This window comes from Actinoplanes sp. CA-030573, from assembly GCF_050951115.1.
GTDB lineage: Bacteria > Actinomycetota > Actinomycetes > Mycobacteriales > Micromonosporaceae > Actinoplanes.
In genome coordinates this window covers 3,849,809-3,876,007 of the sequence record NZ_CP192038.1, presented here as the reverse complement: position 1 = coordinate 3,876,007, position 26,199 = coordinate 3,849,809, and the positions used below count along the sequence as shown (strand labels likewise).

Annotated in this window: 22 protein-coding genes; 10 read left to right on the top strand and 12 right to left on the bottom strand. The window is 68.9% G+C overall.

The window, feature by feature from the left end; genetic code table 11:
- The first annotated feature begins 802 nt into the window (after positions 1-802).
- From ACQP2F_RS17980 to ACQP2F_RS17960, 5 genes are all read left to right on the top strand, one after another.
- Positions 803-1,825 (top strand): LacI family DNA-binding transcriptional regulator, encoded by a 1,023-nt coding sequence (locus ACQP2F_RS17980; protein ID WP_433305407.1) that lies wholly within the window; start codon positions 803-805, stop codon positions 1,823-1,825.
- Positions 1,826-1,945: 120 nt separating this feature from the next.
- Entirely contained in the window at positions 1,946-3,220 is a 1,275-nt protein-coding gene (locus ACQP2F_RS17975) for an extracellular solute-binding protein (protein ID WP_433305405.1), read from the top strand.
- A gap of 65 nt (positions 3,221-3,285) precedes the next feature.
- A complete protein-coding gene (locus ACQP2F_RS17970) occupies positions 3,286-4,239 on the top strand; it encodes a carbohydrate ABC transporter permease (protein ID WP_433305403.1) in 954 nt (317 codons plus the stop codon).
- Between the two features lie 2 nt (positions 4,240-4,241).
- Positions 4,242-5,186, top strand: a complete 945-nt coding sequence (locus ACQP2F_RS17965) for a carbohydrate ABC transporter permease (RefSeq protein WP_433305401.1) — start codon at positions 4,242-4,244, stop codon at positions 5,184-5,186.
- Between the two features lie 3 nt (positions 5,187-5,189).
- Positions 5,190-6,134 (top strand): glycosyl hydrolase family 32, encoded by a 945-nt coding sequence (locus ACQP2F_RS17960; RefSeq protein WP_433305399.1) that lies wholly within the window; start codon positions 5,190-5,192, stop codon positions 6,132-6,134.
- 1,264 nt (positions 6,135-7,398) lie between these two features.
- Here the strand turns inward: ACQP2F_RS17960 and ACQP2F_RS17955 are convergent.
- Positions 7,399-8,304 (bottom strand): hypothetical protein, encoded by a 906-nt coding sequence (locus ACQP2F_RS17955; protein ID WP_433305398.1) that lies wholly within the window; start codon positions 8,302-8,304, stop codon positions 7,399-7,401.
- Between the two features lie 262 nt (positions 8,305-8,566).
- On the opposite strand from ACQP2F_RS17955, the gene ACQP2F_RS17950 reads away from it, so the two are divergent.
- Complete coding sequence (locus tag ACQP2F_RS17950; protein WP_433305396.1) at positions 8,567-9,007, top strand: hypothetical protein; 441 nt, start codon at positions 8,567-8,569, stop codon at positions 9,005-9,007.
- 138 nt (positions 9,008-9,145) lie between these two features.
- Positions 9,146-10,009 (top strand): hypothetical protein, encoded by an 864-nt coding sequence (locus tag ACQP2F_RS17945; protein ID WP_433305394.1) that lies wholly within the window; start codon positions 9,146-9,148, stop codon positions 10,007-10,009.
- A gap of 299 nt (positions 10,010-10,308) precedes the next feature.
- On the opposite strand, the gene ACQP2F_RS17940 is transcribed toward ACQP2F_RS17945, so the two are convergent.
- Positions 10,309-11,328 carry a hypothetical protein gene (locus ACQP2F_RS17940; protein WP_433305392.1) on the bottom strand — a complete coding sequence of 340 codons (1,020 nt, stop codon included), beginning with the start codon at positions 11,326-11,328 and terminating at the stop codon, positions 10,309-10,311.
- 84 nt (positions 11,329-11,412) lie between these two features.
- Here ACQP2F_RS17940 and ACQP2F_RS17935 point away from each other — a divergent pair, with 84 nt between their 5' ends.
- Together ACQP2F_RS17935 and ACQP2F_RS17930 are read left to right on the top strand one after the other, a co-directional pair.
- Entirely contained in the window at positions 11,413-12,531 is a 1,119-nt protein-coding gene (locus ACQP2F_RS17935) for an amidohydrolase family protein (RefSeq protein WP_433305390.1), read from the top strand.
- Between the two features lie 109 nt (positions 12,532-12,640).
- The gene (locus ACQP2F_RS17930) at positions 12,641-13,936 is read left to right on the top strand and encodes a glutamine synthetase (RefSeq protein WP_433305387.1); all 1,296 of its coding nucleotides are present in this window, start codon (positions 12,641-12,643) and stop codon (positions 13,934-13,936) included.
- 62 nt (positions 13,937-13,998) lie between these two features.
- Here ACQP2F_RS17930 and ACQP2F_RS17925 read toward each other — a convergent pair whose 3' ends face one another.
- The 10 genes from ACQP2F_RS17925 to ACQP2F_RS17880 form a co-directional block, all read right to left on the bottom strand.
- Complete coding sequence (locus tag ACQP2F_RS17925) at positions 13,999-14,625, bottom strand: hypothetical protein (RefSeq protein WP_433305385.1); 627 nt, start codon at positions 14,623-14,625, stop codon at positions 13,999-14,001.
- Positions 14,625-15,554, bottom strand: a complete 930-nt coding sequence (locus tag ACQP2F_RS17920) for an SPFH domain-containing protein (protein ID WP_433305383.1) — start codon at positions 15,552-15,554, stop codon at positions 14,625-14,627. Before ACQP2F_RS17920 ends, ACQP2F_RS17925 begins: the two co-directional genes overlap by 1 nt.
- A gap of 713 nt (positions 15,555-16,267) precedes the next feature.
- The gene (locus ACQP2F_RS17915) at positions 16,268-16,771 is read right to left on the bottom strand and encodes an inorganic diphosphatase (protein ID WP_433305381.1); all 504 of its coding nucleotides are present in this window, start codon (positions 16,769-16,771) and stop codon (positions 16,268-16,270) included.
- Positions 16,772-16,785: 14 nt separating this feature from the next.
- Positions 16,786-17,571 (bottom strand): HlyD family efflux transporter periplasmic adaptor subunit, encoded by a 786-nt coding sequence (locus ACQP2F_RS17910; RefSeq protein WP_433305380.1) that lies wholly within the window; start codon positions 17,569-17,571, stop codon positions 16,786-16,788.
- Positions 17,572-17,582: 11 nt separating this feature from the next.
- Positions 17,583-19,271, bottom strand: coding sequence for a glycosyltransferase family 2 protein (locus ACQP2F_RS17905; protein WP_433305378.1), 1,689 nt, complete (start codon positions 19,269-19,271; stop codon positions 17,583-17,585).
- Positions 19,272-19,352: 81 nt separating this feature from the next.
- Complete coding sequence (locus ACQP2F_RS17900; RefSeq protein ID WP_433305376.1) at positions 19,353-20,282, bottom strand: 1,3-beta-glucanase; 930 nt, start codon at positions 20,280-20,282, stop codon at positions 19,353-19,355.
- A 147-nt stretch (positions 20,283-20,429) separates the two neighbouring features.
- Positions 20,430-21,449 carry a LacI family DNA-binding transcriptional regulator gene (locus ACQP2F_RS17895; protein ID WP_433305374.1) on the bottom strand — a complete coding sequence of 340 codons (1,020 nt, stop codon included), beginning with the start codon at positions 21,447-21,449 and terminating at the stop codon, positions 20,430-20,432.
- Complete coding sequence (locus ACQP2F_RS17890) at positions 21,446-22,825, bottom strand: UTP--glucose-1-phosphate uridylyltransferase (protein WP_433305372.1); 1,380 nt, start codon at positions 22,823-22,825, stop codon at positions 21,446-21,448. The genes ACQP2F_RS17895 and ACQP2F_RS17890 overlap by 4 nt, the downstream gene beginning before the upstream one ends.
- A gap of 153 nt (positions 22,826-22,978) precedes the next feature.
- Complete coding sequence (locus ACQP2F_RS17885; RefSeq protein ID WP_433305370.1) at positions 22,979-24,412, bottom strand: sialidase family protein; 1,434 nt, start codon at positions 24,410-24,412, stop codon at positions 22,979-22,981.
- Positions 24,413-24,486: 74 nt separating this feature from the next.
- On the bottom strand, positions 24,487-25,122 hold the full coding sequence (locus tag ACQP2F_RS17880) for a DedA family protein (protein WP_433305368.1): 636 nt from the start codon (positions 25,120-25,122) through the stop codon (positions 24,487-24,489).
- 320 nt (positions 25,123-25,442) lie between these two features.
- On the opposite strand from ACQP2F_RS17880, the gene ACQP2F_RS17875 reads away from it, so the two are divergent.
- Positions 25,443-26,084 (top strand): DUF4360 domain-containing protein, encoded by a 642-nt coding sequence (locus ACQP2F_RS17875; protein ID WP_433305366.1) that lies wholly within the window; start codon positions 25,443-25,445, stop codon positions 26,082-26,084.
- The last annotated feature ends 115 nt before the right edge of the window (positions 26,085-26,199 follow it).

Genomic DNA, 26,199 nt, shown 5'->3' with positions numbered 1-26,199 from the left:
CGTCTCCGAACGCCGCGCTCAACTCAACGACGGCTGGCTTCGCCGCCGAGGAGTGTCCGCTGGCGTCATCCACATCTTCTACACCAGCATCCGCTCATGGCACCCCTCTATGTCGAGTATTGATCATCAGGGTGTTCTAGCTTTCGCTCGGCGGTCCGGGAAGTGACTGGTCCGAAGTGCCGATCATGGGGATCACATCGGCCGCGCTGGATTCCTGAGTCGCCCCTACGTGTCCTCTCGGGCTCGTCCTTTGCCGTTTGGCGGCGGTGACCATCTGCCGGGTCGGACAGTCGCCGTTTCAGGCAGCGCATGGCTTCCATCGGAGTCTTGCCGGCGGCGAGCTTTCGCAGCTGGTAGGCGCGGCCTTCGGTGGTCGTCCGGCCCGGCTGCGCCCGGTGGCCATCGCTCGTACAAAAAGGACCGACAAGGCTCGCCGCGGAACTTGCTGTTTCGCCAGGTCGGCAGCCGCATGCGACGCATACAAACCCCGGGACGGGTTCTGCACCTTGCCAAATCGTTTGCGCAACTGCACGTAACGGTTAGGTAACAACGGACACTTGCGTGTTGCCCACACCACACAACAGAGGGACCGTCTCGGTTGTAAGCCTTGCCAAAACGATTTGGCGGAATGATGAGCCTCTTCGGACCGGCGGCCGGAACGCCGCCACGGGATGCCATCACCCGGTCGGGGTTGCGTCTGGCCGGGCGGTACTGTACTGGTGGTCACGTCGCATCAGCCCATCGGCGGGCAGGCGGGCTACGGTCATCGGTCCCGGCGTGGAGTACTTCACCGGGGGGTGACATGCCGAAGGTCGGGATGAGTGATGTGGCAGCGGCCGCGGGGGTCTCCGTTTCGACCGTGTCCGTGGTGCTCAACCGCGTCAAGTCGGCGCGTGTCCATCCGCAGACCCGCGAGCGGATCTGGAAGGCAGCCAACGACCTCGGGTACGTGCCGAACGGAATGGCTCGGGGGCTGCGCCTGCAGCGGTCGCATCTGATCGGGTTCGTCAGCGACTTCGTCGCGACAACGCCGTACGCCGGCAATATGATCGTCGGCGCTCAGGAGGCGGCCCTGTCGACGTGCAGGCTCCTGATGGCGGTCGATACCAGCGGCGACGCCGCGGTGGAGGAGACCGCACTTACTTCGCTGCTGCAGCAGCAGGTAGATGGGGTTCTCTACGCGGCGATGTACCACCGCAGCATCATCGTGCCGGAGTTGCTCGGCGAGACTCCGACTGTGCTGGTCAACGCGGTCGCCGAGACCTCGACGGTGTCCTCGGTGGTGCCCGACGAGCAGGGCGGCGTCCGGCTCGCCGTCACCGAACTGCTCGACCACGGACATCGGCGGATCGGTTATGTCGACTGCACCGACCGCATCCGGGCCGCCCCGCTCCGCCGACGGGCCTATCGCGCGACGCTGCGCAAGGCCGGCATTGTGCCGGATCCGGCTTGGACGGCGGTCGAGCCGCCGACCTCACGCGGCGGGTATCGGGCCGCCCTGGACATCCTGCAGCGGTCGAACCGCCCGACCGCCCTCTTCTGCTACAAGGACACCATGGCCGTCGGTGTCTACCAGGCCGCGCACGAGTTGAGGCTGCGCATTCCCGATGATCTCTCAATTATCGGGTTCGACAATCTGGAGCTCCTTGCGGACAACCAATTTCCGGGCCTGACCACGGTGTCGCTTCCGCACCACGAGATGGGCGCCTGGGCCGTCCGGCAATTGATCGCAGAGATCACCGACCCCGCGACCACGCCTCAGCAAACCAAGATTCTTGGCAAGCTGTACCGGCGTGACTCGGTGGCGCCCCCGTCCGGCGCCTGACCCACCTTCATCTCCTTCGATCACCCGCCCGTCCTGCTGATGCGGCGCGGGCCTGCGGGCTACCCAAAATCGAGGTATGTCATGCGAATTCGGCAATATCGGCGCCGAACGACGCGCGTCATGGCCGCTGCCACCGCCGGTCTGATGCTGGCGGCCGGCTGCGGCACGGTCAGCAACTCCGGCGGCAGCAGCGGCGGCGGCAACAGCGGCGGCGGCGACATCACACTGTGGACACACAACGCCGGAAACCCGGAAGAACTCGGGGTGGTCAACCAGATCGTCAAGGACTACAACGCCAGCCAGAACAAGTTCAAGGTCGTCGTGCAGGCGTTCCCGCAGGCGTCGTACAACGACGCCGTGACGGCGGCTGCGACGGCGAAGAAACTGCCGTGCATCCTCGACACCGACGCCCCCACGGTGCCCAACTGGGCCTACGCCGGCTACCTGGCACCGCTCAACCTGCCGTCCGACCTGACCAGCCAGAATCTGCCGACCACGCTCGGCAAGTGGAAGGACAAGCTCTACTCCATCGGCTACTACGACGCGGCCCTGGGCCTGTTCGCCCACAAGGACGCCCTCACCGCCGCCGGACTGCCGGTGGCCACCATCGACAAGCCGTGGACCGCCGACCAGTTCAACGCCGCCCTACCCAAGATCAAGGCGACGGGCAAGTACAAGAACGTGTTCGACCTCGCCACCGGTGACCCGACCACCGAGTGGTGGACGTACGGCTACTCACCCTTCCTACAGAGCTTCGGCGGCGACCTGATCGACCGCAACACCTACAAGACCTCGGACGGCATCATCAACGGCCCGAAGGCCCTCGCCTGGGGCGCCTGGCTACAAAGCCTCGTCAAGAACGGATACACCCCGGCCAAGTCGAGCCAGGACGCGTTCGCGGACTTCGTCAACGGCAAGTCGGCGATGGTCTGGTCAGGCATCTGGAACGCCGGCAACATCGGCAAGGTCAAAGACGGCGTGATCCTGCCGCCGCCCGACCTCGGCACCGGCCCCAAGATCGGCGGCGGCTCCTGGCAGTGGGCGATCAGCTCCAGCTGCAGCAAGTCCGACGGCGCGCTCGACTACCTCAGGTTCTCGCTCGACAAGAAGTACATCGCGATGTTCGCGGAGAAGCAAAACGTCATCCCGGCAACCGAGGCCGCGGCGGCGATCGCTCCGGGCTGGCAACCCGGCGGCGCCAAGCGGTTCTTCCTCGATCTGTCCAAGAAGTACGCCGTGCTGCGCCCGCCGACGCCCGGCTACCCGTTCCTGACCACCACGTTCGCCAAGGCGACGCAGGACATCGTGGCCGGCGGGGATCCGAAGAAGATCCTCGACCAGGCCGCCAAGGACATCGACGAAAACATCAAGTCCAACGACAGCTACGGATTCTGATCCCCGGATCGTGGGTGCGGGTCACCCTACGGCTCGCACCCACCCCCGGATGGACGGAGGGGCTCATGAGCATTTCCACGGCTGCCGCTGCGGCCGAACCCGCCATCGAAGCCCGGACCCGGCGCCCCCGCCGTCGTCTCAAGGCCGCCGAACGGCACGAGGCCCGCGTCGGAGCGCTGATGGTCGCGCCCGCGGTGATCCTCTTGGTGCTGTTCTTCTTCATCCCGGTAATCCTGTGCTTCATCCTTGCCTTCACCAACGCCCGGCTGATCGCACCCGAGCCGGCCCACTTCACCGGCCTCGACAACTTCACCCGGCTGTTCAGCGACCCCGTGTTCTGGGCGTCGCTGCGCAACACGTTCTACTTCGCCCTGGTCGTGGTGCCGGTCCAGTCCGGCTTCGCGCTCCTGCTGGCCCTGGTCATCAACGTGAAGACCCGCGGCGTCAACTTCTTCCGCACCATGTACTTCATCCCGGTGGTCACCTCGATCGTCGTCGTCTCCATCCTGTGGCGCTTCATGTACCAGCCCGACGGCCTGGTCAACTCGCTGCTGCAGACGGTCACGTTCAACGTCGTCCAGGGCACCGACTGGCTCAACAACACCAAGACCGCGATGCCGGCCATCATGTTCATGTCGATCTGGCAGGCCGTCGGTTTCCACATGGTGATCTGGCTGTCCGGCCTGCAGACCATCCCCGAGGAACGGTACGAGGCCGCCGAGCTCGACGGCGCGAGCACCTGGCAGAAGTTCCGGTACGTGACGTGGCCCGGTCTGCGGGCCACCCGCACGTTCATCCTGGTCACCATCACGATCGCCGCGCTCAGCCTGTTCGCGCAGATCAACGTGATGACTGCCGGCGGCCCGCTGAACTCCACCACCACCGTGGTGTACCAGGCCGTCCGCACGGGCTACCAGCAACAGCAGACCGCGTACGCGTCCGCGATCTCGCTCATCTTCTTCATCCTCGTGCTGACCGTGTCGCTGGTTCAGCGCTACCTCACCCGGGACAAGGACTGATCATGGCCACCGACACCAACACCGCACCCCCGGCGATCACGCCGGCACCCGAAGCCCACCACCACCAGCCGACCCGCGAACCGCGCTGGCAGAAGATCGGCGGATACGTCGGCCGCATCATCCTGGTCGTGTTCTTCGCCTTCCCGATCGTGTTCATGTTCGTCTCGTCGCTCAAGCCGGACGATCAGATCTTCGGCGACCTCGACTCGATCAAGGCCTTCCTGCCGGTCGGCAAGATCTCGTTCCACAACTACGGCACCGTCTTCGACACCGTCCCGGCCGGCCGGTTCCTGGTCAACTCGATCCTGCTGTCCGGCCTTACCGTCGTCATCGGCCTGTTCGTCAACAGCCTGGCGGCGTTCGCGCTGTCCCGGCTGAAGTGGCGTGCGCGGACAGTCGTGCTCGCGGTCATCATCGCCACCCTGGTGGTGCCGTTCGAGACGTTCGCGCTGCCCATGGTCTGGTGGGTGAACAAGCTGCCCTGGCTCACCCTGCGCGGCGGGGTGCCGCTGTGGGAGTTCGGCTGGCTGGACAGCTACCGGGTGCAGTTCATCCCGTTCATCGCCAACGCCTTCGCCATCTTCCTGTTCTACTCGTACTTCCAGAGCATCCCCAAGGACCTCGACGAGGCCGCCCGGGTCGACGGCGCCGGCTGGTTCCGCATCTACCGCAGCGTGGTGATGCCGTTGTCCGGCCCGGCCATCGCGACGGTATCGATCCTGACCTTCCTGCCCGCGTGGAACCAGTACCTGTGGCCGCTGATGGTGGTGCAGAGCGAGAACCTGCGCCCGGTGATGGTCGGCGTCTCCTACTTCTTCCAGCTCAAGGTCGCCTGGGGGCCGATGATGGCATACTCCACGCTGATCACCATCCCCGTCCTGGTGCTGTTCCTCTGCTTCCAGCGGGCGTTCATCGGCAGTATCGCCTCCAGCGGCGTCAAGGGTTGACCCGTGCTGCGACGTGACGATCTGTGGATCTGGGACAGCTGGCCGGTCGAGGACGGGGACGACCGGCACCTGTTCTACCTGCAAGCCCCCCGTGCTCTCGGCGACCCGATCGCCCGCCATACCCACGCGGCGGTCGGGCACGCCGTCAGCGCCGACTGGGAGCACTGGACGATCCTGCCCGACGCGCTCACCACCGCGCCGTCGCCGGCCTGGGACGACCTGGCCATCTGGACCGGATCGATCGTGCGCGGCGACACCGGCCGGTGGCACTTCTTCTACACCGCCATCTCGCACGGCGACGGCGGCCGAGTGCAACGCATCGGCCGGGCCGACTCGGACGACCTGATCACCTGGCACCGCGCCGGCGCTGAGCCGCTGCTGTGCGCCGACCCGCGCTGGTACGAGACCGTCGACCAGATGGACTGGCACGAGGAAACCTGGCGGGACCCGTGGGTGCTCCGCGACCCCGCGGGCGACGGCTGGCACATGCTCATCACCGCCCGAGCCCGTAACGGGCCGCGGTACGACCGCGGCGTGATCGGGCACGCTCGCTCGGCCGACTTCGGCACCTGGGAGGTACAGCCGCCGCTGACCGCGCGCGCCGGATTCGGCCATATGGAGGTACCGCAAGTCAGCATGATCGATGGGCGCCCGGTACTGACCTTCTGCTGCCTCGCCCCGGAACTCTCGGCCGAACGCCGCCAGGCGACCCCCATGACCGGCATGTGGAGCGCACCCGCCACGTCTATCATCGGCCCCTACGACGTCGCCGCGGCGATCCCCTTCGACGACCCTTCAATCTACGCGGCGCACCTGGTCAACCTGGCCGACGGCAAGCCTGCCCTCCTCGGCTTCGCCGACGACCGAGATGGACACGGGTTCGACGGCGCGATCCCGCCACCGATCCCCGTCATCCTCCGCCCGGACGGAACCGTCACCCACCGTTGAGCTCACCGGAATCACACCATCGCCGCCGCGGACCTCAGCCGGCAGCGACGATCCGAAACGGACGCATTCCTCCGGGGCTGATCCGGCTTTGCTCCAACGCCGTGACCAGGTAAAATAGGTGCATGAACACTCATGCAGGGCATGGGTGTTACAAGTGGGGAGTCAGATCCCCCTCCGGACACACAACATCCGCATGGGTGCGCTTTCTCTGGTGTGCGTGTTCAGGGGTCTCTGGACACGCACTTTTTGTTTCTGCGACGCGGCCGTCGGCCGCCGCCGCGCGGCTGGGGTGGTCGAGATGACCCCGGCTCCGCTGTCTCCTATCGTCCCGGGCGGGGTCGTCGCCGGCGGCGTTCCGTCCCGGGCGGGGTCGTGCCCGGCGGCGTTCGTACCGGCGTTGCCCGGGGTGCCCGGCGGCCACCGCCGCTGGCCAGGCTGAGCGCCCACGGTGACCGGCCGGTCGAGGTTGTCTGTGCCCTGAGCACCGTCGACAAGTCCGGCCGGATCGCTGATCGCCGGGCGATTCGCGCCCTGGGCTGGCTACCCCGGGACCGGCATCGATGTCCGCGAGCGAGCCGGATATGTGGTGGCCACGCGCTCGCCCGGTGCGAGCGTGGGAGTCGATACCCGAGGCTTCCTCGTTCTTCCGCTGCTGGTGCGCCGATGGTGCGGCCTGGAAGCCGGCGACCGGCTGGTGCTGGCCGTTGACCCGATCGGGGAGGTGCTGACCGGTTATCCCGTGGCGGTCCTGGCCCAGCTCCGAGTACGTGCCGAAGCTCGTGGCGGCGGTCTCGCCGGGCATGCGCCGCACCTACGGCACGTACTGGAACCGGCTGATAGACGAATGGGGTGGCCGACGACCGGACGAGCCGACACCGATCGAGATCGAGCAGTTGCGGGGGCGGGCCCAGACCAGGGTGGTGCCGCGCCGGTCGGCGGCGGAGCACACCGTCGCTGCGATCCGGTGCGTGTACCGGCGGCCGGTCGTGGACGGTCTGATCTTCGAGGCGGACAATCCGGCGGCGAAGGTGGCCAAGCCCCCTCGGCTGGTCAGCACTCGGCAGGCGATCGGCGAGACCCGCCTGCCGCGCATGGCCCACACACGGACGCGCCGGAGACCCCCCGTGGTGCGAGGGCCTCCGGCAAGGCGGTTCCGTGCGGTGGATCAGGATCCGCGAAGGATCAGGTTGCCGTTGTCCGCGGCGCCGCTCGGCGAGCCGCTTATTTCGCTGGCGCGTTTTGCGGCGCCGCATTCACCGCGGCTTTATCCGGCTGGCGTTTCGTTCAAACCCAAACCACGCAGGATGTTATCGCGGTTCGCGTTTCCGCGCAGCGCGGTCAAGGAATTCAAGCGGCCCAGCAAAGTCGTGGAAGATGCGGGGCATTTCAAGTCTTGAATCGCCGACAAGGTCTTCTCAAAACGCTGGATGCGGCTTTCCAGGTCCGTTCCGCTCGGAAGGCTCGCATTCTTGAGCGCTACCTGCGCGTTCACCTGGGCTTGAGTGGGCGGGCAGCGACCGGGAACTTTCACCCCGGTAGGACCCACACGGTCGGCCGTCGCGTTCGGATCGCCCGGACTGAAACCCAGCGCCGGCACCAAAGCGTTGATGTTACCGGAGCCGGCTCCGGCGTTCCCCGTCGCTCCACCCGCGGCCGCGTCACCGGATCCTGCGGCGGCGGCTCTATCCGCCGGCGTTTCGTTCAAACCCAAACCACGCAGGATACTATCGCGGTTCGCGTTTCCGCGCAGCGCGGTCAAGGAATTCAAGCGGCCCAGCAAAGTCGTGGAAGACGCGGGGCATTTCAAGTCCTGAATCGCCGACAAGGTCTTCTCAAAACGCTGGATGCGGCTTTCCAGGTCCGTTCCACTCGGCAAGCTCGCATTCTTGAGCGCTACCTGCGCGTTCACCTGAGCTTGAGTGGGCGGGCAGCGACCGGGAACCTTTACCCCGGTAGGACCCACACGGTCGGCCGTCGCGTTCGGATCGCCCGGACTGAAACCCAGCGCCGGCACCAAAGCGTTGACGTTACCGGAGCCGGCTCCGGCGTTGCCCTGTTCGGCGGCCTGGCCCATCCCCGTGCCGAGCGCGAGAGCCGAGCCGAGCAGCGCTGCGGCAGCACCTCCAATCACCAGCTTGCGCGTGCGGCTGCTGACTCCGCGTCGATACATGCACGGCTCCTCTTCGTCTCGGTACAGCTTGTGCCGAGATGTACGAGCAATGATGTGGCAGCAGTTCATGACGCTGAGCAAGCGTTCCTTAAAGTTTCTTAACGTGACTCCCGAGGCGTGCAGCCGCCAGCCACCTTCCGGCTGCACGAGCTGTCGGTCAAGCTGTTGGTTGAGCGCGGCGACATTGACGCACTCCGCGGCTACGCCGATGCTGGTGAGTCTTGGGCCGCTCACCGGCTGGTAGAGGTGTTAGCCGAGCGCGGTGACTTCGAGGCATTGCGCGCCCGCGCTGACGCCGGCGACTCTCACGCCGCCGGGTCGACTCGCCGAGCGCGGTGACTCCCCACGTCGTGAGCAGCGCCGCCGACGTGGCGGCCGAGGTCGATGTCGTCGTCCTGACCACCTGGTCCCCCCAACCCTGCTCCACGCACGAAATCTGCGGCCCGGACAACACCTGACGACACTCGGCGCGGACGAGCCCGGCAAGATCGAGCTATCCGCCGACCTGCTGCGCACCGCGTGCGTCATCGTCGACGACGTCGTCCTCGCCGCTCAGTCCGGTGCATTGGGCAACGCCGGCCTCGACGCGGCGCCGCTGCCGGCACACTCGCTGACGTCCTTCAAGGCACGCTCTCCGTCCCCAACGGCGAGGAAACGGTCACGGACCTGCCGTACGACTTCGACCGTCATCCACGGTGGATGAGGCCGCCACTACTCGGCCACCAATACGGTGGAATCGCGGGGATCGGCTCAAAGGGGAGGATCGATTGGCGTGAGCGATCACCGTTCGGTCGATCCCGAGCTTGACGAGGGACGAAGCGACGCCACGGTCCAGGCACCGATGGGCAACGCGGCGCATCGGCGACGGGACAGCGTCCGGGCGAAGATCCGGGCGCAGGTGCGCGCGATCCGTGAAGGAGATCCCTCCATGGTCGAGCGGGCAGTGCTGGACCTCAGCCGGTCGCACCGCTTTCTCGCACCGCTGGCGTTCATCGTCGGAGCGTTCGTCATGCTGTTCGAGGCGCTGCGGCTGCTGGTCATCAACTGGCGTTTGATGTTGATCCAGATCCTGCCGGCGATGTGGATCTGGCTGGCGATGTTCGACCTGAAGGCGCACCTGCTGCACGGCAAGTCGTTCCGGAGCTGGACGATACCCGCCCTCGCCGTGCTCATCGTGCTGGTCGCGGCGATCACCGCCGCGAGTTTCTACCTCAATGCCGTCTTCGCCTTCGCGATCACCCGGCCCGGGACGCCCGAGATACGGCCCGGGTTCTCCGATGCGCGCGCCCACGTGCGAGCGATCATGGCGTGGGGCCTGTCCGCAGGACTGCTGCTCGGCGTGGCTGCCCTGGTCACTCCCCGGTGGGGACGCCCCTGGTTCGCGATCTCCATGAGCATCGTCGTCGGCGCCATGATGCTGACCTATGTCACCGTGCCGGCGCGACTGGTCGGCGTCGCGCCGAACGCATCCCGTCGCGACAACCTCGGGGCCAGCCTCGTCGCCGGTGCGTTCGGGGCGATCGTGTGCACACCCGGCTACCTCCTCGGCCGCCTCGGCATCCTCCTGCTCGGCTCGCACCGGCTCTTCGTCGTGGGAACCGTGCTCTTCGTTGTGGGCTTCACCGTGCAGGCCGGAGCCACCGGTGCGGTCAAGGCCATCAAGATGAGCGCTAAGCTGCTGCCCGCAAAGGGACCACGGCCGTGATCCAGCTGTCCCGGTCTGCCACGCAAGGCCAAAACGGGTCGTCGGTGGCCTGTCCGACGCCTTGGGCAATGCGGTCTTCGCCCGCCTGTCGGGAACGCTGTTCGCCACTCTCCCGTGGATTGCCGAGCGGGAGACCGGCGACGGGACTCGAGCCTCTGTCGTTTCGCAGCGGACCAGCGCGGCCCGTGCTCCCCCGCGAACAGCTCCGGCCCCCAGTATGGCGAATGGTCACTGACGGCCGGCGTTGATGGGCGGGTACCGGTCCGGCGACCTGCCGCCGGACCGGCCGTCGGTGGCTGCTACGGGGCGGTGAAGGGCACCTTGGTCCAGCTGAGCACCTGCGGGCCGTGGCGGTTGACGGTCACCCGCAGATAGTCGTTGGCGTTGCTGGAGCCGTCGACCGTGATCCGGGTCAGGTTGGCCAGCGGCCGCGTGACGCCGTAGAACGCGAGCCAGCTCGAGCCGTCCGCGAGCGGGTGGTCGACGTTGAACACGTGGCTGTCGCCGTTGAACAGGTACACCGGGCCGCGGAACGCCGCGGCCTCCCGGACGATCGCGGCGACGATCGGCTGGAAGCCGTAGTAGTCGGCGTAGGCCGGGTTGGCCACGGTCGGGTCGAACATGTCGGCCTGGGTCAGCAGCACCACCGCGCGCCGATGGTCGCGCCCGGCGGCGGCGAACGTCTCGTGGATCTGCGCGATGTCCCCCGCGGTGCGGTTGAGCACCTCGGCGGTCTGTTCCGGCGTCGGCGCGGTCTTGCCGGTCCACGGCGCGAGACTGTTGTTGCTGCCGACGATGTGCACGGCGGCGAACTCGACGTCCGCGGCGCTCCACCGTACGTTCTCCGGCAGTCCCCAGTCGGTCTGCGCCTCGACCCGGACGCTGCGCTGACCGAGCGTGCGGCCCGGTTGCGGGAAGAACACCTGGCGAACCTTGCCGAGCCGCTCCAGCGGGTCGTACGGCCCGTTGTTCGGCCGGTGACAGTCGGTCCATTCGTTGTCGCCGATGGTGTACACCAGCGGGTCCTTGACCTGGTCGAAGTCGGACTTGATCAGCTGGAAGTAGTCGTCGCTGCAGACGCTCGAGCCGTTCTTGATGTCGCCGAGGTGGTCGACCCATTGCACTGCCGGGTCGGCGTTGATCTGGGCGATGTTCGCCGGGAAGCGCGCGATGGCCGCATCGCCGTACGGGATGTCGCCGATCACGGCGAAGGTGTAGCCCCCGGAGTGCGCGGCTGCGGCGGGCGAGACCAGCGTGGACAAGGTGAGCACTCCGGTGGCGGCCAGCGCGGCAGCGCGGACGAGGTTGAGCTTTCTCATACAGACTCCTGACACGTCGAGGCGGCGTTCCCAGCCGTACCGCCTGATCGAAGCCCGCGTCAATGAGGTGGCGACCATCCACCCGTGGCGCATGCTGAGGGCATGGATGCCGTAAGGCTGCGCCTGATCGACCATCATTGCCATGGGGTCACGGCCCGCGACCTCGACCGTGTCGGGTTCGAGGCGCTGGCCACGGAGTCGGACCGGCCGCCGCCGGCCGGGTGTTCCGTGCTCGATTCGCAACTCGGTTTCGCGTTGCGCCGGTGGTGTGCGCCGCTGTTGGGACTGTCGCCGCATGCCGACGGTGAGGCCTACCTTGCGCGTCGTCGCGAGTTGGGTGCGGTAGAGGTGAACCGGCGGCTGCTTCGTGCCGCCGAGGTCGACGCCTATCTCGTGGATACCGGGTTCCACGGTGGGGAGCTGCTCGGCCCGGCGGAGATGGCGTGTGTTGCGGGGGCGGCGGCGCGCGAGATCGTACGGCTGGAGACGGTGGCTGAGGATCTTGGTGAGGTGACCGCGGAGGGGTTCGCCGAGGCGTACGGGGAAAGGCTCGCGGAGGCGACAGGACAAGCCGTGGCGGTGAAGTCGATCGTGGCCTATCGCCACGGCCTGGACTTCGATCCGCGGCGGCCGACCGGGCGGGAGGTGATCGAGGCGGCCGGACGCTGGCTGCGCGACGGGCGACCGCGCATTGCCGATCCGGTGCTGCTGCGTCACCTGCTCTGGGCCGGGATCGATCGTGGGCTTCCGGTACAGCTGCACACCGGTTTCGGTGACCCCGACCTCGATCTGGCCCGCAGCGACCCGGCGCTGCTGACTGGTTTCCTGCGGGCGACCCAGGATCGCAATGTCCCGGTCATGTTGTTGCACTGCTACCCGTTCCACCGGCAGGCGGGCTTCCTCGCACAGGCGTTTCCGCACGTGTACGTCGACGTCGGGCTGGCGCTGAACTACCTGGGTGCGCGGGGCGAGGCGGTGTTCGCCGAGTCGCTCGAGTTGGCGCCGTTCCACAAGGTGCTCTATTCGTCCGATGCGTACGGTCTCGCTGAGTTGCACCATCTGGGCCCGACGCTGTTCCGGCGGGCGTTTGAAGTTGTCACCGGCGCCTGGGTGCGCGATGGCCACTGGTCGGCCGGGGATGCCACGCGGGCCGGCGAGCTGATCGGTTCGGGCAACGCGCGCCGCGTCTACGGATTGGCCTGACCGAGCGCGGAGTCGTCGGCCACCGCACCTCGCGGCGCTTATCGTGGTCATCGGCGGCAACATCGCCGTTTCGAAAGCGACCGGTCGGCGCCGGAACTGGAGGAAGACCGTGCCTGACACGCGCGCGCTGCACGACCGCGGGGTCCGCGGCGTCATTCTTTCGTACGTCGACACGGCCGGCATCAACCGCGTCAAGACGGTTCCGCTGTCCCGGCTGGACGACGCGGTGCGCTGGGGCGTCGGGATGTCACCGGTCTTCGACACCTTCCTCGCCGACGACTCGATCACCAGCACCGACCTGCTCGGCGGCCCCGACGGCGACCTGCGCCTGCGGCCGGACCTCGACCGGCTCGTCGCGCTGGCCGGGCAGCCCGGCTGGGCCTGGGCGCCGGCCGACCGGTTCACCCAGGAGGGTGAACCATGGTTCGTCGACCAGCGCGGCTTCGCCCGAAGGATGGCGGAGCTCGCGGCAGCCGACGGCGTCACCTTCCGGATGGCGATCGAGATCGAGTGGGCCGCCGGACGCGATGAGGACGACTTCCGCCCGGCCTGCCGCGGCCCGGCGTACGGGATGACCCGGCTCGTCGAACTGAGCGACTACTGCCGCGACGTGCTGGTGGCGTTGGAGGATCAGGATGTCGTCGTCGACCAGTTGCATCCCGAGTACGCGGCCGGCCAGTTCGAGGTCTCGGTCGCCGCGGCCGACCCGGTCCGCGCCGCCGACGACAGCGTCCTGGTGCGACAGACGATCCGCGCCGTCTCGCACCGCCACGGCCTGCGAGTCTCGTTCGCGCCCTCGGTTGTCGCCGGCACGGTCGGCAACGGCGGCCACGTCCACCTCTCCGCGTGGCGCGATGGCCGTAACCTCTTCGACGGATTCCCCGGCTCCGAGGCCGGGCCGGCCACGGCCGGCATCCTCGCACACCTGCCGGCTTTGCTCGCGGTCGGAGCGCCCACGCCGGCGAGCTATCTGCGCCTGGTGCCGTCGCATTGGGCCGGCGCCTTCGCCTGCTGGGGTGTGGAGACGCGGGAGGCGGCGCTGCGGTTCATTCCGGGCATGACCGGGCGGCCGGGCGCGGCCAACCTCGAGGTGAAATGCTTCGACCTGGCGGCGAACCCGTATCTGCTGCTCGGCGCGCTGGTCGCGGCGGCCCGGGACGGCCTCGCAGCCGGCAAGCCGCTGCCCGAGCCGATCACCGGCGATCCGGTACGCCTTCCCGACGTCCCGCGACTGCCCACCACCCTGGACGAGGCAACGGACGCCTTCGCCGGTACGCCGATGCTGCGTGAGGCGATGGGCGACGCGCTCTTCCACGCCGTGCTCGCCGTCCGCCGGGCCGAGGCGGACCGGCTACGCGACCAGGATCCTGCGGACATCGTCGCCGCGCTGCGCTGGGTGTACTGAACAACGGCCAAGGGCTGATCGTGCCACCGGGTGACCGCTGCCTGCCGTGAGCGGGATCGCGATCAGGCGATCGGCAGGTCGGCCAGCCTGGTCGCGGCGAAGGACAAGGTCAGGATGGCCAGGATGATGAGCAGGGTGCGCACGGACCGATATCGGAACGACGACGTCACCCCGGCGAAGAACAGCGCCACCGCCAGCACGATCGTGTTCAGCGTGTAAGACTGCGACTGCTGGGCCGCCTGCTGCGCGGCGCGGGCAGCCTTCTCGGCGGCGTCCTGCTCAGCGGTGTACCCGCTGCTTTGTGCGTTGACGTACTGCGGATCCTCGAGCAGCGGCGTCGGGGTGCCGCCGGCGCGGACCGTCGCCTCCCACTTGTCCAGGAACGGCAGCAGGCCCTTGCGTGCCATGGTGCCCCGGTAGAAGTCGGCCAGCGCGGCGTTCTTCGCCTGCACCGCCTGCGCGTACAACGCGATCACGCTCGAGTCGTACGTGAACGTCTGGGTGGCCCGCGCGAACTGCCGGTTGGCCTCGAGCCGATGGTTGGTCTCCTGCTGATTGTCCTGGGTCTGCACCCCGGACCACTGGGAAGCCTGGTAAGCGCTCCACGCCGTGCCGAGGGTGCTGACGGCCAGCAGCACCACGGCGATGACCTCCAGCAGCCGGTCTCCGAACGGCGAATCCTCGTCCATCAACTCGCGTCCTGACCGGTCGCGCCGGCGGGGTCGTCCGAGCCCCTCGGCGGCGGCGTCGGCCCCGGCCCGGCCCGCAAGGCGACCTGCAACGCACTGGTACGTTCGACCAGGTCACGCCACAGGTCGGTCTCGCGGTACCGCCACGCTGCATCGCTGGGAGCACCCAGGCGCTCCTCCAGGCTCGCGTCGTTCAGGGCTCGTACCGCCCTGGTTTCCGCCTCCGCCCGCTCCCGTTCGAGCTCGTACCGCGCCCGTACCGTCGCCTGGATGACCTCGCCCGTCTTGCCGAGCTCGACCGCGCCCAGCACGAACCCGGTCACCTTCATCCCCTCGGCTCCAAGTGCCTTGCGAACCGCCTCCGCCAACCGGTCCTCGCAAGCCGTACGGCCGGCGCCGAAGAACTGCTCGATCCCGAAATCGGTGTCGCACAGCGTGGCCCGCACCGCGCGTGCGCTCTGATCGCGGACCACGCCGAAGACGCCGTACGGCCCGAACCGCTCGTGCACCTCACGAAGCCGATCGACCACCAACTGAAACCGCACCGTCATCGCGACCGTCGCCTCGGTCCGGTCGCCCAGCGTCACCGACAGCGGTGGCCCCGACCTCTCCAGGCGCGTCAAACGGTCGATCCGGCCGGCTTCTCCGGCCCTGGCGGTGCTGAGACTCGCGTCGGTGGTGTCTCCCGTCCCGTCGGCTCGGTAGGCCATCTCCACCGACGGATACTCCTCCACCATCCGACGGCGGAAGGCGAACACGAAATGCGGCCCCGGCAACAGCGTCTGATCGGTCGCCCGCCCCTTGGCCATAAGCAACCCGAGACTGCCCGACGGGACGCGCACCAGAGAGTTGGCCAGCACCACCCAACCCAACAGGCCGAGTGCCGACAGCAGGAAGACCAGCAGGATGATCCAGGCGACAATGCTCATCGATCATTTCCCAGACGGCATCCCGGCCGGCGACGGGTGTTACTTCGCCGCGACCGGAGCGGAACGGACAGAACCCACAGGGAACATGGTCGCTGCCGCTTGACCTCGTCGGCTCATCCCTCACTGATGACATCGCCCCGGCCGGCGTCTACCGGCCGCTGACCGTAGGGCGGTCGCCGCACGAGGCCCCGGGCACCCGCACCTTGATGGCGGTCTGGCCTCGACCGGCGCCCGGCTGGTTGCCACCATGGGGTGATGACGCCCGACGAGCACCAGCGTGTGGCCGAGCGGCTCCTCACCGAGGCGGAGGACGAGTCGCGACCTGACCTTGAAGCGCTGCTGTTAGCCCGCGCCCAGGTGCACGCCACCCTCGCAACGCGGGCGCCGTGGACGCCCCCGCCGGAGCCACGAGAGGTGCCGCGCCGCAGAATCGTGCCTCAACCTGACGACGCTTCGTCCGAAGCGACGTCGTCGGCCGACGACGCCTGGTCCCGAGTTGTCCGCCGGCGGCCCAGCCGGCCGCCCGCGGGTGAAGGCGGGCGGCAGGACGAGCCGCACAACCCGCGGACGCCTGATCCGGTCGAGGAAGAATCGACGGAAGGCTCGTCGCCGGGAAGCAGGATCCCTGAGCGGCCGGGCCGGCCAAGGGAGCGTGGAGAACGCGGACGGGATCAAGGCCGCTGAACGGTCACCCGGCGCAGCCCAGGTCGGGGTCATGTCCGGTCCGCGCCGCCGCTGCGGGCGCGCTCGGTCGCTCGTTCGATCTCGGCTTCGGCCTCCGTCCGGCCGGCCCACGGCTGGTCGTCGATCGCCACGCTCTTGCCGGGTTCGACGGCCTTGTAGACCTCGAAGAAGTGCTGGATCTCCAGCCGCAGGTAGCGGTCCAGATGGTCGATGTCAGTCAGCGCGGCGAGGCGGTGGTCGGCCGTGGGGACGCACAGCACCTTGGGCGTGGCGCCCTGCTCGTCGCGCATCCGGAACATGCCGATCGCCCGGCAGAGCACCAGGCACCCGGGGAACGTCGGCTCCTGCACCAGGACCAGGGCGTCCAGGGCGGTGCCCTGAGCTCCGCAGGTGCCCTCGATGTACCCGTAGTCGGCGGGGTACTGCGTCGCGGTGAACAGCGTACGGTCAAGGTGGATCCGGCCGGTCTTGAGATCCACCTCGTACTTGTTGCGGGTGCCTTTGGGTATCTCGACCGTCACGTCGAAGTCCATGGTCTCTCACCTCGTCAGGAACGAAGCTGCGGCAGCGACACCAGGCGGGTGATGTCCTTGGAGCCGGTGGCGGTGTCGATGTAGCCGGTGAAGATCAGTCCCGGCACGAGTCCTCGCACCTCGCTGGGGCTCTGCGGGACGAGCACGACCTGCAGGGCGCCGGCGCTGGTGCCCGAGGTGCTCGCGCCCTGCACTCGGGGCACGATGCGCTGCACCGTCGCGTGCACGGTGCGGTTCATGCCGTCGGAGCGCAGAGCGGCGGTCATGCTGGGAGCGATGTCCGGCAGGTTCTTCACCGGCACGTCGCTCACGAAGGTCATCTGTGCCGGGTCGTACAGCTGCAGGAACGGCTGGCCCGGTTGCAGGGTGGTGCCGATCGCCGCCGGCAGGTCGATCACGATGCCGGACCGGGGTGCGGTCAGGCTGACCCGGGTGGTCTTCGGGTCGCCGTTGCGGTCGATGCCGGCCACATCCATCGTGCCGACGCGCTGGCCCTGGGTCACCGGTTGCAGCGCGGTGACCGAGACGCTGGTCACCTGTCCGGTACGGGCCGGCTCGACCGGTATCGCCTGCGCGGTGAGGGTCACCTTGTCCAGGCTCACCCGCTGCGACTCGGTGGCCCGGGCCGAGCTGATCCGCATGAAGAGCAGGACCGCGGCGGCCAGCAGCAGCAGGACGAGGAAACGCGCCCGCCACTTGCGCCAGTTGACGCGGCGCCGGCGCGGCGCCGTGGCCTCGGGCGCGCGGGGCGCCTCGATCGGGTCGGCGCCCTTCGAACTGGTTCCGGTCGGCTGCACCATGACGTTCCTCCTCAGCTGGTCCGGCCGGTCGGCGCACCGGCATCCGCGGACTCGGTCAGGGCGGCGTTGACCACGTCGTCGTTGGCGTCCGATCGGGCCGGCCAGGGCATCGCCCGCGACCACGCCGCGGCCTTCTTGCGGCGCTCCCGCCGTTCCCGGATCACGTGCGGCGCCACGACCGCCTCGACGACCACCCGGCCCAGCACGAGCACGTAGATGGCGGCCCAGGCGATGGACAGCCCGACCGCGACGATGTTGGTGCCCCGCAGCGTCACCATGGTGACGCCGACCGCCAGCGCCACGAGGTTGAGCAGCAGCAGGATCACGTGCGGGAGGACCAGTTCCACGCCGGGCAGCCCGCGCGGGCCGGCGTTGGTCACCGTCCAGCGCACCTTGCGCTTGAAAATCGCCATGATCAGCGCCCGTACGTGTACCGGCGCGGCGGCGAGGCTGGTGACCACGGCCGCCGGTTTGTAGCCGCCCAGCTGCATCACCGTGACCAGCATGATGAGCAGGTAGAACGGCGCGTAGTGGATGATCCACACGTTGATGTCGGAGCGGATCGGGCTCAGCCCGAACAGCAGGTACACGGCCGGCAGGCACATCAGGATGAGCGCCGCCAGCGACAGCAGGTAGTTGAGCCCGGCCAGCGAGTACTGGAACCGCTGGTCGACGGTGAGCCGGGTGCCCCGCCGGAGCAGGCCGCCGCGCAACATGACCTCGAACGCCCCGTACGCCCAGCGGAATTGTTGCTTGAAGTAGGACAGCAGGCTGTCCGGTGCGAGCCCGCGGGCCAGCACCTCCGGCACGAACCAGGAACGCCAGCCGAGTTTGTGCAGCTCGATCGAGGTCCAGATGTCCTCGGAGTTGCTGGCGGTGTACATGCCGCCGATCTGCTCGAGCGCCACGCGCCGGAAGATGACGTTGGTACCGACGCAGAAGACGGCGTCGAAGTTGTTGCGGCCCGGCAGCACCAGCTCGTAGAAGATCTTCTGGGTCTCGGCCGCGCCCTCGGCCACCAGACCGCGCGCGCTCGGGAACGCCTGGGGTGTCTGGACGAAGGCGACGCCGCGGTCCTGCATGTGCGGCAGGGCCCGGATCAGGAAGTCGGGACTGGGGACGTGGTCGGCGTCGAAGATCACGATGAACTCGCCCGAGGTCCGGCCCAGCGCGGCGTTGATGTTGCCGGCCTTGGCGTGCTGGTGCTCGGAGCGCCGCAGGTAGCCGACTCCCTCGGCGGCGGCGGCGTCGCGTACCTCGTCGCTGTCGCCGTCGTCGAGTACCCACACCTTGTGCTCGATGCGCATGTCGCGGGCCGCCCGGATGGTCACCAGCACGATGTCGATCGGCTCGCCGTACACCGTGATGAAGACGTCGATCGTGGGTTTCAGCTGGCCGGCGAGGAGCTGGCGGCGCCACGCGTAGACCTCGGGCGGGTCCGGGCGCGGCACGAAGACGAGCACCGTCCACCACATCGCGAGCGCGTTCAAGATGGTGATGCCCTCGGCGAACAGCACCAGGCCCCACACCCAGACGTTCCCCCGGTAGGCCGGGTTGAGCAGAAAGATCATGTAGAAAAGCGTCACGGCGAGGGCGACCGCGACGGCCAGGCGGGTCGATCGCTGAATCGGCCGCCAGGTCGGCTCGTGGGCCGGGCTCGGCCCGGCGTCCTCGGGCGCGGTGGTGGAATCGGTGGCCATGTCGCCACCTCCTTAGTGCCGGTCAGGAGTGGGGTCCCCGCTTATCCGCACTGATAACTGTCGATCTATGAATGGCGGCTTCTAGCTCGGGCCGTTGCTCGTGTACACCGCTACGCGGTCCACCAGCATCGGGACACCCGTCCTGGTCGCCGCGGTCGGACCGCCGCCGAAGTGCGCGGGAAAGGCCCCGCCGATGGCGACGTTGAGGATGACGAAGAAGCCGTGCTGGTTGGCCGCGGCCCAGGTGCCGGGGTCCACCTGGCCGGCGCGGACGGTGAAAGTGTTCTTCCCGTCCACGTACCAGAGCAGTTCCTCGGGCGAGCTGTCCCGGCGATATTCGATCGCGTACGTGTGGAAGCCGGTCCGGCATCCGGCGCAGGGCAGTTCCCCGCTGCTGATGCCCGTGGGTTCCGCGCAGGGACCGCCCACCGGTGTGCCGCAGTGGAAGGTGTGCCACACCGAGTCGTGGCCGTTGACATTCTCCATCACGTCCCACTCGCCGATGTGTGGCCAGTTGGTGGCGCCGACCGCCCGCGCCGGGGCACCGAGCGCCCAGAACGCCGACCAGTAGCCCGCCGCCGCCGTGCCGGTGACGTCCGGCATCCGCAGCGTCGCCTCGATCCGGACGGCGCCGCCCGGCGGTGCGGCGAAGTCGGTGCGGCGGGTCTCCAGCCGGGCCGAGGTCCAGGCGCCGGCCGGGCCCTGGCGCAGCGGCGTGATCGCCAGGTGGCCGCTCCCGTCCAGCGCCGCGTTGGCGGCGTCGGCGGTCATCCGCTCCACCTCGCCGGTGCCCCATTGGGCCGCTCCGCCGGGATAGCCGGCTCCGGTTTGGAAGATCCAGTCACGGGCGGCAGGCCGGCTGCCGGCGGCGCCGTCGAAGTCGTCGCTCCAGATCAGATTCGACTTCAGTGGGGCCGCCGACGGGGCGGTCGACGATGAGCGGGGCGCCGGTCCCGTGCCGGCGCAGGCGGCCAGGACCAGTGCCAGCGCCAGGCCGCCGAGCGAAGCCATCCGGCGGCCAGCTCCAACCTTCACCATCAACCCAATTCATCGCATCTGCCGACGTGCATGTCCTCGTCCGGCATGCCCCGATCGAACGCCATGGCACCTGTCGGTAGTCGCATATGACGTCGATGGCCGTCCTCGGGCGGCGACCGATCAGCTCGATTCGCGGATGACCAACTCCGTGGCCAGCACGACGCCGCGCTCGACCGGCTCGCCGCCGGCCAGCCGGAGCACCTGCCGGGCCATCGTGCGGCCGATGTCCGGAATGGGCAGCCGGACGGTGCTGAGCTGCGGATCGGTGTACCGAGCCACCTCGGTGTCGTCGAACCCGACGACCGCCACGTCGTCGGGCACCCGCCGACCCGACATCCGCAGCGCGCGGACGGCTCCCTGCGCCATCACATCGGAGGCGACGAACACCGCGTCGAGCCCGGGATGCTCGTCGAGCAGCCGCCGCATCGCCGACCACCCGGAATCCCGGGTGCTGTTGCCGTGCGTCACGATCGGCCGGCGACGCGCGTCGCGCAGCTCCGCCCGGTATCCGGCCAGCCGGTCGATCGCGCCCGGCGCGTCCGGCGGCCCCGCGATAGTGGCGATGCGCCGGCGACCCGAGTCGACCAGCCCGCGTACGGCCTGCCGGGCACCCTCGGCGTTGGCCACGTCGACGTACGGCACGGCGGACCGTCCCATCGGCCGGCCGTTGACCACGACCGGCACCCCCTTTCCCGCCAGCAGCTGCGGCAGGCCGTCGGCGCCCCGGAGGGACACCACCATGACGCCGTCGACGTGGCCGCTGAGCGCGTACCCGGTGATCCGCTCCCGGCTGCGCTCCGAGCTGATCACCTGCAGCACCATCTCCTTGCCGGCCGCGTCCAACTCCTGGATCACGCCCTGGGTGACAGTGGCGAAGAACGGGTCCTCGGCGAAGATCCGTCCGGCCGACTCGGTCAGGACCACGGCGTACGCGTCCATCCGGCGGGTCACCAGGCCCCTGGCGACCCGGTTGGGCACGTAGCCCAGAGCCTCGACGGCGCTCAGCACCGCGTCGCGGATGTCCGGGGACACCCTGGTGGAGCCGTTGACCACCCGGGACACCGTCGCCCGGGAGACACCGGCCCGGGCGGCAACGGTCTCCAGGGTGGGCCGGTCCGCTCCGGCCGGTCCGATGCTCACCCGCGCAGTACCTCACCGTCGGGCACCCGCCGCGGACCGGTCACATGGACGTCGCCCTCGACGACGACGTTCGCCCCGAAGGTGACGTCGCCGTCGACCCGCAACCGCCGGCAGCGGCGCAACGACGGCGGCCCGGCCGGGAACCGTTGCTCGAAGTCGGGCAACATGCGAAAGTGCCGAGGGTCCAGCGTCACCACGGGCACCGGTCCGTCGAAGGTGGGAACCATCCGCCCGTCCCGAGTGAGCTGGTAGGCGTCGGAGCGCACCACGAGCAGGTCGTCGGTGGTCTTGACCGGCGCGAAGCGGGTTCGGGGCACCAGCACCGGGCGGCTGCCGGGTATCGATCCGATCGCGGCACCCATCGCCGTCTCCAGCTGGATCACCGGAGTGCTGGTGGGATCCGCCGGGTCGACGGTCTTGCGATTGACGATCAGTGGGAGTTCCGGGGCCGCCGGGTCCGCCTCCTGCATCCGTCGCAGGGCCCGCAGGTCGAACCACAGGTTGTTGGTGTTGTAGTAGCGCCAGCGCTCGACGTCGGTGAACGAGGTGTCGCCCGCAGGGACCTGGGCGGTCTCCCGCAGCACGACCTGGCCGTCGCGCAGGGCGAGGTGGCCGCCCTTGCGGTCGGCGGGCGTGCCGCGGACCGCCTCCATCGCGAACGGTATCCCCTCGGCCGCGGCCCAGGCGGCGACGCGTACGTCGACGGTCGCCCCCAGGTTGTCCGCGTTCGACACGAAGCACCAGCGGAAACCCGCGTCGAGCAGCCGGTCGAGCGTCCCCGACGCGGCCAGCGCGGTGTAGAGGTCACCGTGCCCGGGCGGACACCATTCCAGCTCCGGGCCGGCCGGCCACTCCACCGGGTACAGGTCGTCGGCGCGCAGCTTGGGCTCGCGGCCCTGCAGGAAGTCCGGCGGCACACCTTCGACGCCGAGATCAGGATGGTGCTCCAGCGTCGCCAGCGACGGCCCGCGGGTGGCCACCGAGTTCATGAGCAGCAACGGCAGGCGGACACCGTGGTGCTCCCGTACGGCGAGGACCTGGCCGGCGATGATGTCCAGGAAGCTCCTGCCCGGTTTGACCTCGAGCAGCGACTTCGGCCCCGACAACCCCATGCTGGTGCCGAGCCCGCCGTTGAGCTTGACCACGACCAGGCCGTCGAGGACCTGGCGGGCCTGCTCGGCCGTCGGCTCGGGCAGCTCGTCCAGGCCGGGCACGTCCCGCAGCGGCTCGAGGGCCTCGCCGGGGAGCAGGCCGGCGCTCGGTTCGTCCAACTGCTCCAGGCGACGGCGCAGCGCCGCCACCTCGGCCGGGCGCGCGCCCGCTTTTTCCGCTTTTGTCAGCGTCGCCAGGACGTGTGCGGGCGTATCCGCATCCATTTTTGTCCCCTCTCGGCGCAAGTGTCGGGAGGGTTCCCCGGATCGGCCACACCTACCCGCGGGCGCCGATGATCCTTCCCTGGTGCCGGCCCCGGCCGGCGGGAGAGTCAGGCCGGATTCTGGCACTCCACCCGTACCTCGTGCGTACCGGAATCAGGGACGGATCGACGCGGCGAGCAGCACCTGGTGGTAAGTCTGCCCAGCGGGTGGTTTCGAGGACAGCGCCCACGCGGTGTAGAACACGCCTCGACCGGCGGCCGTTGCCATGTAGTCACCGGGGAACGCGCCACCCGCCTGCGCGGCGTACTGCAGGTCGGACGGAGGACCCAGCGGCAGGCGGGCGGTGAACGACCGGCCCCCGTTGTACGAGATCCCCACCTGCTGCTGCACGTAACGGCCACCAGCCACGGCGCTGTCGCGGACGCCATACGAGACGAGCACCCGGCCGGCGTACGCGGCGACATCGGCGTTGATGACCTGTGTCGTGGAGGTGCGCTCGCCGTTCACCGTGCCGGGCACCGTCCAGTGCACACCGTCGGTGGAGGACGAGATCCGCAGCAGTGAGAGGTCGGTGGACTCCCAGACCGCGTGCAGCCGCCCGGTGGTGCCATCGACGACTGCCGACGGGAGGCAGCAGCGCACGCCGGGCACGTCGCCGCCGACGTCGGTGGCGACGGTGACCGCGGCCGACCAGGTCCGGCCGCCGTCGCGCGAGGTACGGGCCCGCAACGGCACTCCGGGGAGCGCAGGCGGAGCGGCCGCCCGCACTGCTTCGCGCTCGCGCTCACGGTCCGGCTTGCGGCCGGTGCCGGTGAAGTCCAGGTAGAGATCGGTGATGGATCCGTCGGGACGGATCAGCGCCTGCGAGTTCTGGGTCGACGCGTTCCCCGGAGTGATCACGGCCGCGGCGCTCCAGGTGCGGCCGCGGTCGTCCGACCAGCGCACCCGCTGCTGTGCGAGATCACCGACGAAGTAGCTCCAGAACTGGTAGATCCGGCCTCGGTGCGGCGAGTGGGCGCCGGTGTCGACGGCCAGCCAGTTCTTGTCGTTGAAGATGGTGCAGTCGTTGGTGGACTGCGGGACCGAGGGGCGCCCGAACGTCTGACCGCCGTCAGTCGACCGGGACACCAGCACCACGCTGCGGCAGTCCTCGGCGTCGCTGTTGAAGGCGATGGTGGAGAGGTACACGTCGCCGCCAGGCCCGAAGGCGAGCACCGGATCGGACGCGCGGTCCCAGACGCCACCGGCGGCCTTGGTGATGTACCGGACCGCGGCGTGCCGCCAGGTCAACCCGCCGTCGCGCGTCCACGCGTGGGAGATGCCGACCGCGCCGCCGTCGGGGTACCGGCTGTCGTGCGCGGCCGCCACCGCTACGTTCGCGTCGAGGGGCGAGACCGCCATGTCCGGCTCCACCAGGGTGTCCCGTTCCGATCCGGGCGCGGTGGGAACGTCCTGACGGGCGGCCTGACCGAGGGCCAGCACGGTAGGGGTTCGAGCCGGCGCGGCGCCGGCGGCGGCCGGGAGCGCCGTGGAGACGGTCATGACGGCTACGCCGGCGAATATGGCGGCGGTGCGAACCTGGCGCATGCATACCCTCCGCAGGCATCGACGATGGTGCCTGTACGACCTTCCCATGTGGTCGGTCGCGCGGCAAGGCCGGGTCAGTCGACGGGATTGCCTCGCCGGCGGCGGAGGTGTCGCAGGCCGAGGTAGCCGGCCACGGCGGCGGCGAGGACGCCGACGGCGTACCACTGGTAGTGCTTGATGGTGTCGTAGACCGTGACGATGTGGGCGCCGGCGACGTAGCCGAGAGTGGTCCAGAGGCCGACCCACAGGGCGGCGCCGACCGCGTTGTAGATCAGGAACCGCCGCCAGCTCATGCCGCTGATGCCGGCGATGACGCCGTTGAGTTGGCGGAGGCCGTCGATGAACCGGGCCGCGATGACGATTTTCGGGCCTTGGCGGGTGAAGAATGCCTCGGCTTTGTGGAACCGTTCGGGAGTGAGGCGGACGTAGCTTCCGTAGCGCAGGATCAGGCGGCGTCCACCGCCGCGGCCGATGAGGTAGCCGATGTTGTCGCCGATCACCGCCGCGAGAAAGCCGATGGTGGCGACGGCGAGGATGTTGAGCCGGCCGGCGCCGGCGTAGACGGCGGCGGTGATGAGAATCGTCTGGCCGGGGGCGGGGATGCCGAAGCTTTCCACACCGACGACCCCGGCGACGGCGAGGTAGCCGTACCGGTCGAGCAGCGGGGCCAGGGTTCCGAGGAATCCGGGGAGCTCGGCGGTGGGGGCCATGACGTCAGCATGCGGCGTCGTCGTGATGCGCGCGAGCGGGCCCGCCCCCGTCGTGCCGATCGACTGACCGGACAGCCTCCGCGATAGCACAGGTCACGGCGGCACCGCAGGCTATCCCGGCGAAACGATCCGGGTGGGCGTTAAGGCTGTACGAAAAGCCAAAGAAATGGTCCTGACGGCTCGGGCGGGGAGAATCGCTCAACCGCTTCGCGCGAGGCGTGCTTACGGTCTTGGTGCACGGTAACCGTACCAAATTTATCGGAGTAAGGAAGGGAAAGGAAAGACCATTCCCCGATTCGGTTCAGTGGAGGGAAACAATCATGCTCAGATCCGCAAGCCTCGTGGCGACCATGCTCGCCTCGCTGGCCGCACCGGCAACTGCCGCGTACGCCGCTCCGGCCACTCCGCCGCCACCCGACAAGATGGTGATCGGCGTGGTCGGAGCGAACGGCTCCGGCTGCCCGGCCGGCACCTACACCGTCCAGGTAGCGCCCGACAACACCGCCTTCACCGTCACGTACAGCCGATACACCGCCCAGGTCGGCGTCGGCGCCGGCCCGCTCGACTTCAGGCGCAACTGCCAGATCGCACTCAACGTGCACGTCCCCTCGGGCTTCACGTTCGCGATCGCCGAAGCCGACTACCGCGGCTACGCCCACCTGGAAGCCGGTTCCTTGGGCTACGAGGCGGCCGGCTACTACTTCCAGGGTCAGGCGCAGACCACCCACATTCAGCACAACCTCAGCTCGCCGCGCGACGGCGACTGGCAAACCACCGACCTGGTCGGCGTCGCCTCGCTGTCATTCCTTCCGTGCGGCGAATACCGCTACCTGAACATCAACACTGAATTGCGGGTTTACGCCGGCACGTCCGATGTACACCACACGACCAGCTTGCTGACCATGGACTCGACGGACAGCTCGATCACCACGATCTATCACATCGCCTGGCGCCGCTGCTGACCTCTCGTCGACAGGGAAGGCACCTCCCGGCGGCCGGCCCAGGCTCGAGCCCGGCCGGGAATCAGACCGAACAGGCTGATTCCATCGGGCTTCGCCCGGGCTGCCGCCTCTGGCT

Coding starts and splice junctions, on each gene's coding strand:
- ACQP2F_RS17925 (WP_433305385.1), bottom strand. CDS start 14,625: ATGGACGAGGATTCGCCGTTCGGAGACCGGCTGCTGGAGGTCATCGCC.
- ACQP2F_RS17915 (WP_433305381.1), bottom strand. CDS start 16,771: ATGGACTTCGACGTGACGGTCGAGATACCCAAAGGCACCCGCAACAAG.
- ACQP2F_RS17965 (WP_433305401.1), top strand. CDS start 4,242: ATGGCCACCGACACCAACACCGCACCCCCGGCGATCACGCCGGCACCC.
- ACQP2F_RS17920 (WP_433305383.1), bottom strand. CDS start 15,554: ATGAGCATTGTCGCCTGGATCATCCTGCTGGTCTTCCTGCTGTCGGCA.
- ACQP2F_RS17945 (WP_433305394.1), top strand. CDS start 9,146: ATGGGCAACGCGGCGCATCGGCGACGGGACAGCGTCCGGGCGAAGATC.
- ACQP2F_RS17875 (WP_433305366.1), top strand. CDS start 25,443: ATGCTCAGATCCGCAAGCCTCGTGGCGACCATGCTCGCCTCGCTGGCC.
- ACQP2F_RS17940 (WP_433305392.1), bottom strand. CDS start 11,328: ATGAGAAAGCTCAACCTCGTCCGCGCTGCCGCGCTGGCCGCCACCGGA.
- ACQP2F_RS17880 (WP_433305368.1), bottom strand. CDS start 25,122: ATGGCCCCCACCGCCGAGCTCCCCGGATTCCTCGGAACCCTGGCCCCG.
- ACQP2F_RS17975 (WP_433305405.1), top strand. CDS start 1,946: ATGGCCGCTGCCACCGCCGGTCTGATGCTGGCGGCCGGCTGCGGCACG.
- ACQP2F_RS17885 (WP_433305370.1), bottom strand. CDS start 24,412: ATGCGCCAGGTTCGCACCGCCGCCATATTCGCCGGCGTAGCCGTCATG.
- ACQP2F_RS17955 (WP_433305398.1), bottom strand. CDS start 8,304: ATGTATCGACGCGGAGTCAGCAGCCGCACGCGCAAGCTGGTGATTGGA.
- ACQP2F_RS17890 (WP_433305372.1), bottom strand. CDS start 22,825: ATGGATGCGGATACGCCCGCACACGTCCTGGCGACGCTGACAAAAGCG.
- ACQP2F_RS17910 (WP_433305380.1), bottom strand. CDS start 17,571: ATGGTGCAGCCGACCGGAACCAGTTCGAAGGGCGCCGACCCGATCGAG.
- ACQP2F_RS17980 (WP_433305407.1), top strand. CDS start 803: ATGCCGAAGGTCGGGATGAGTGATGTGGCAGCGGCCGCGGGGGTCTCC.
- ACQP2F_RS17900 (WP_433305376.1), bottom strand. CDS start 20,282: ATGGCTTCGCTCGGCGGCCTGGCGCTGGCACTGGTCCTGGCCGCCTGC.
- ACQP2F_RS17970 (WP_433305403.1), top strand. CDS start 3,286: ATGAGCATTTCCACGGCTGCCGCTGCGGCCGAACCCGCCATCGAAGCC.
- ACQP2F_RS17905 (WP_433305378.1), bottom strand. CDS start 19,271: ATGGCCACCGATTCCACCACCGCGCCCGAGGACGCCGGGCCGAGCCCG.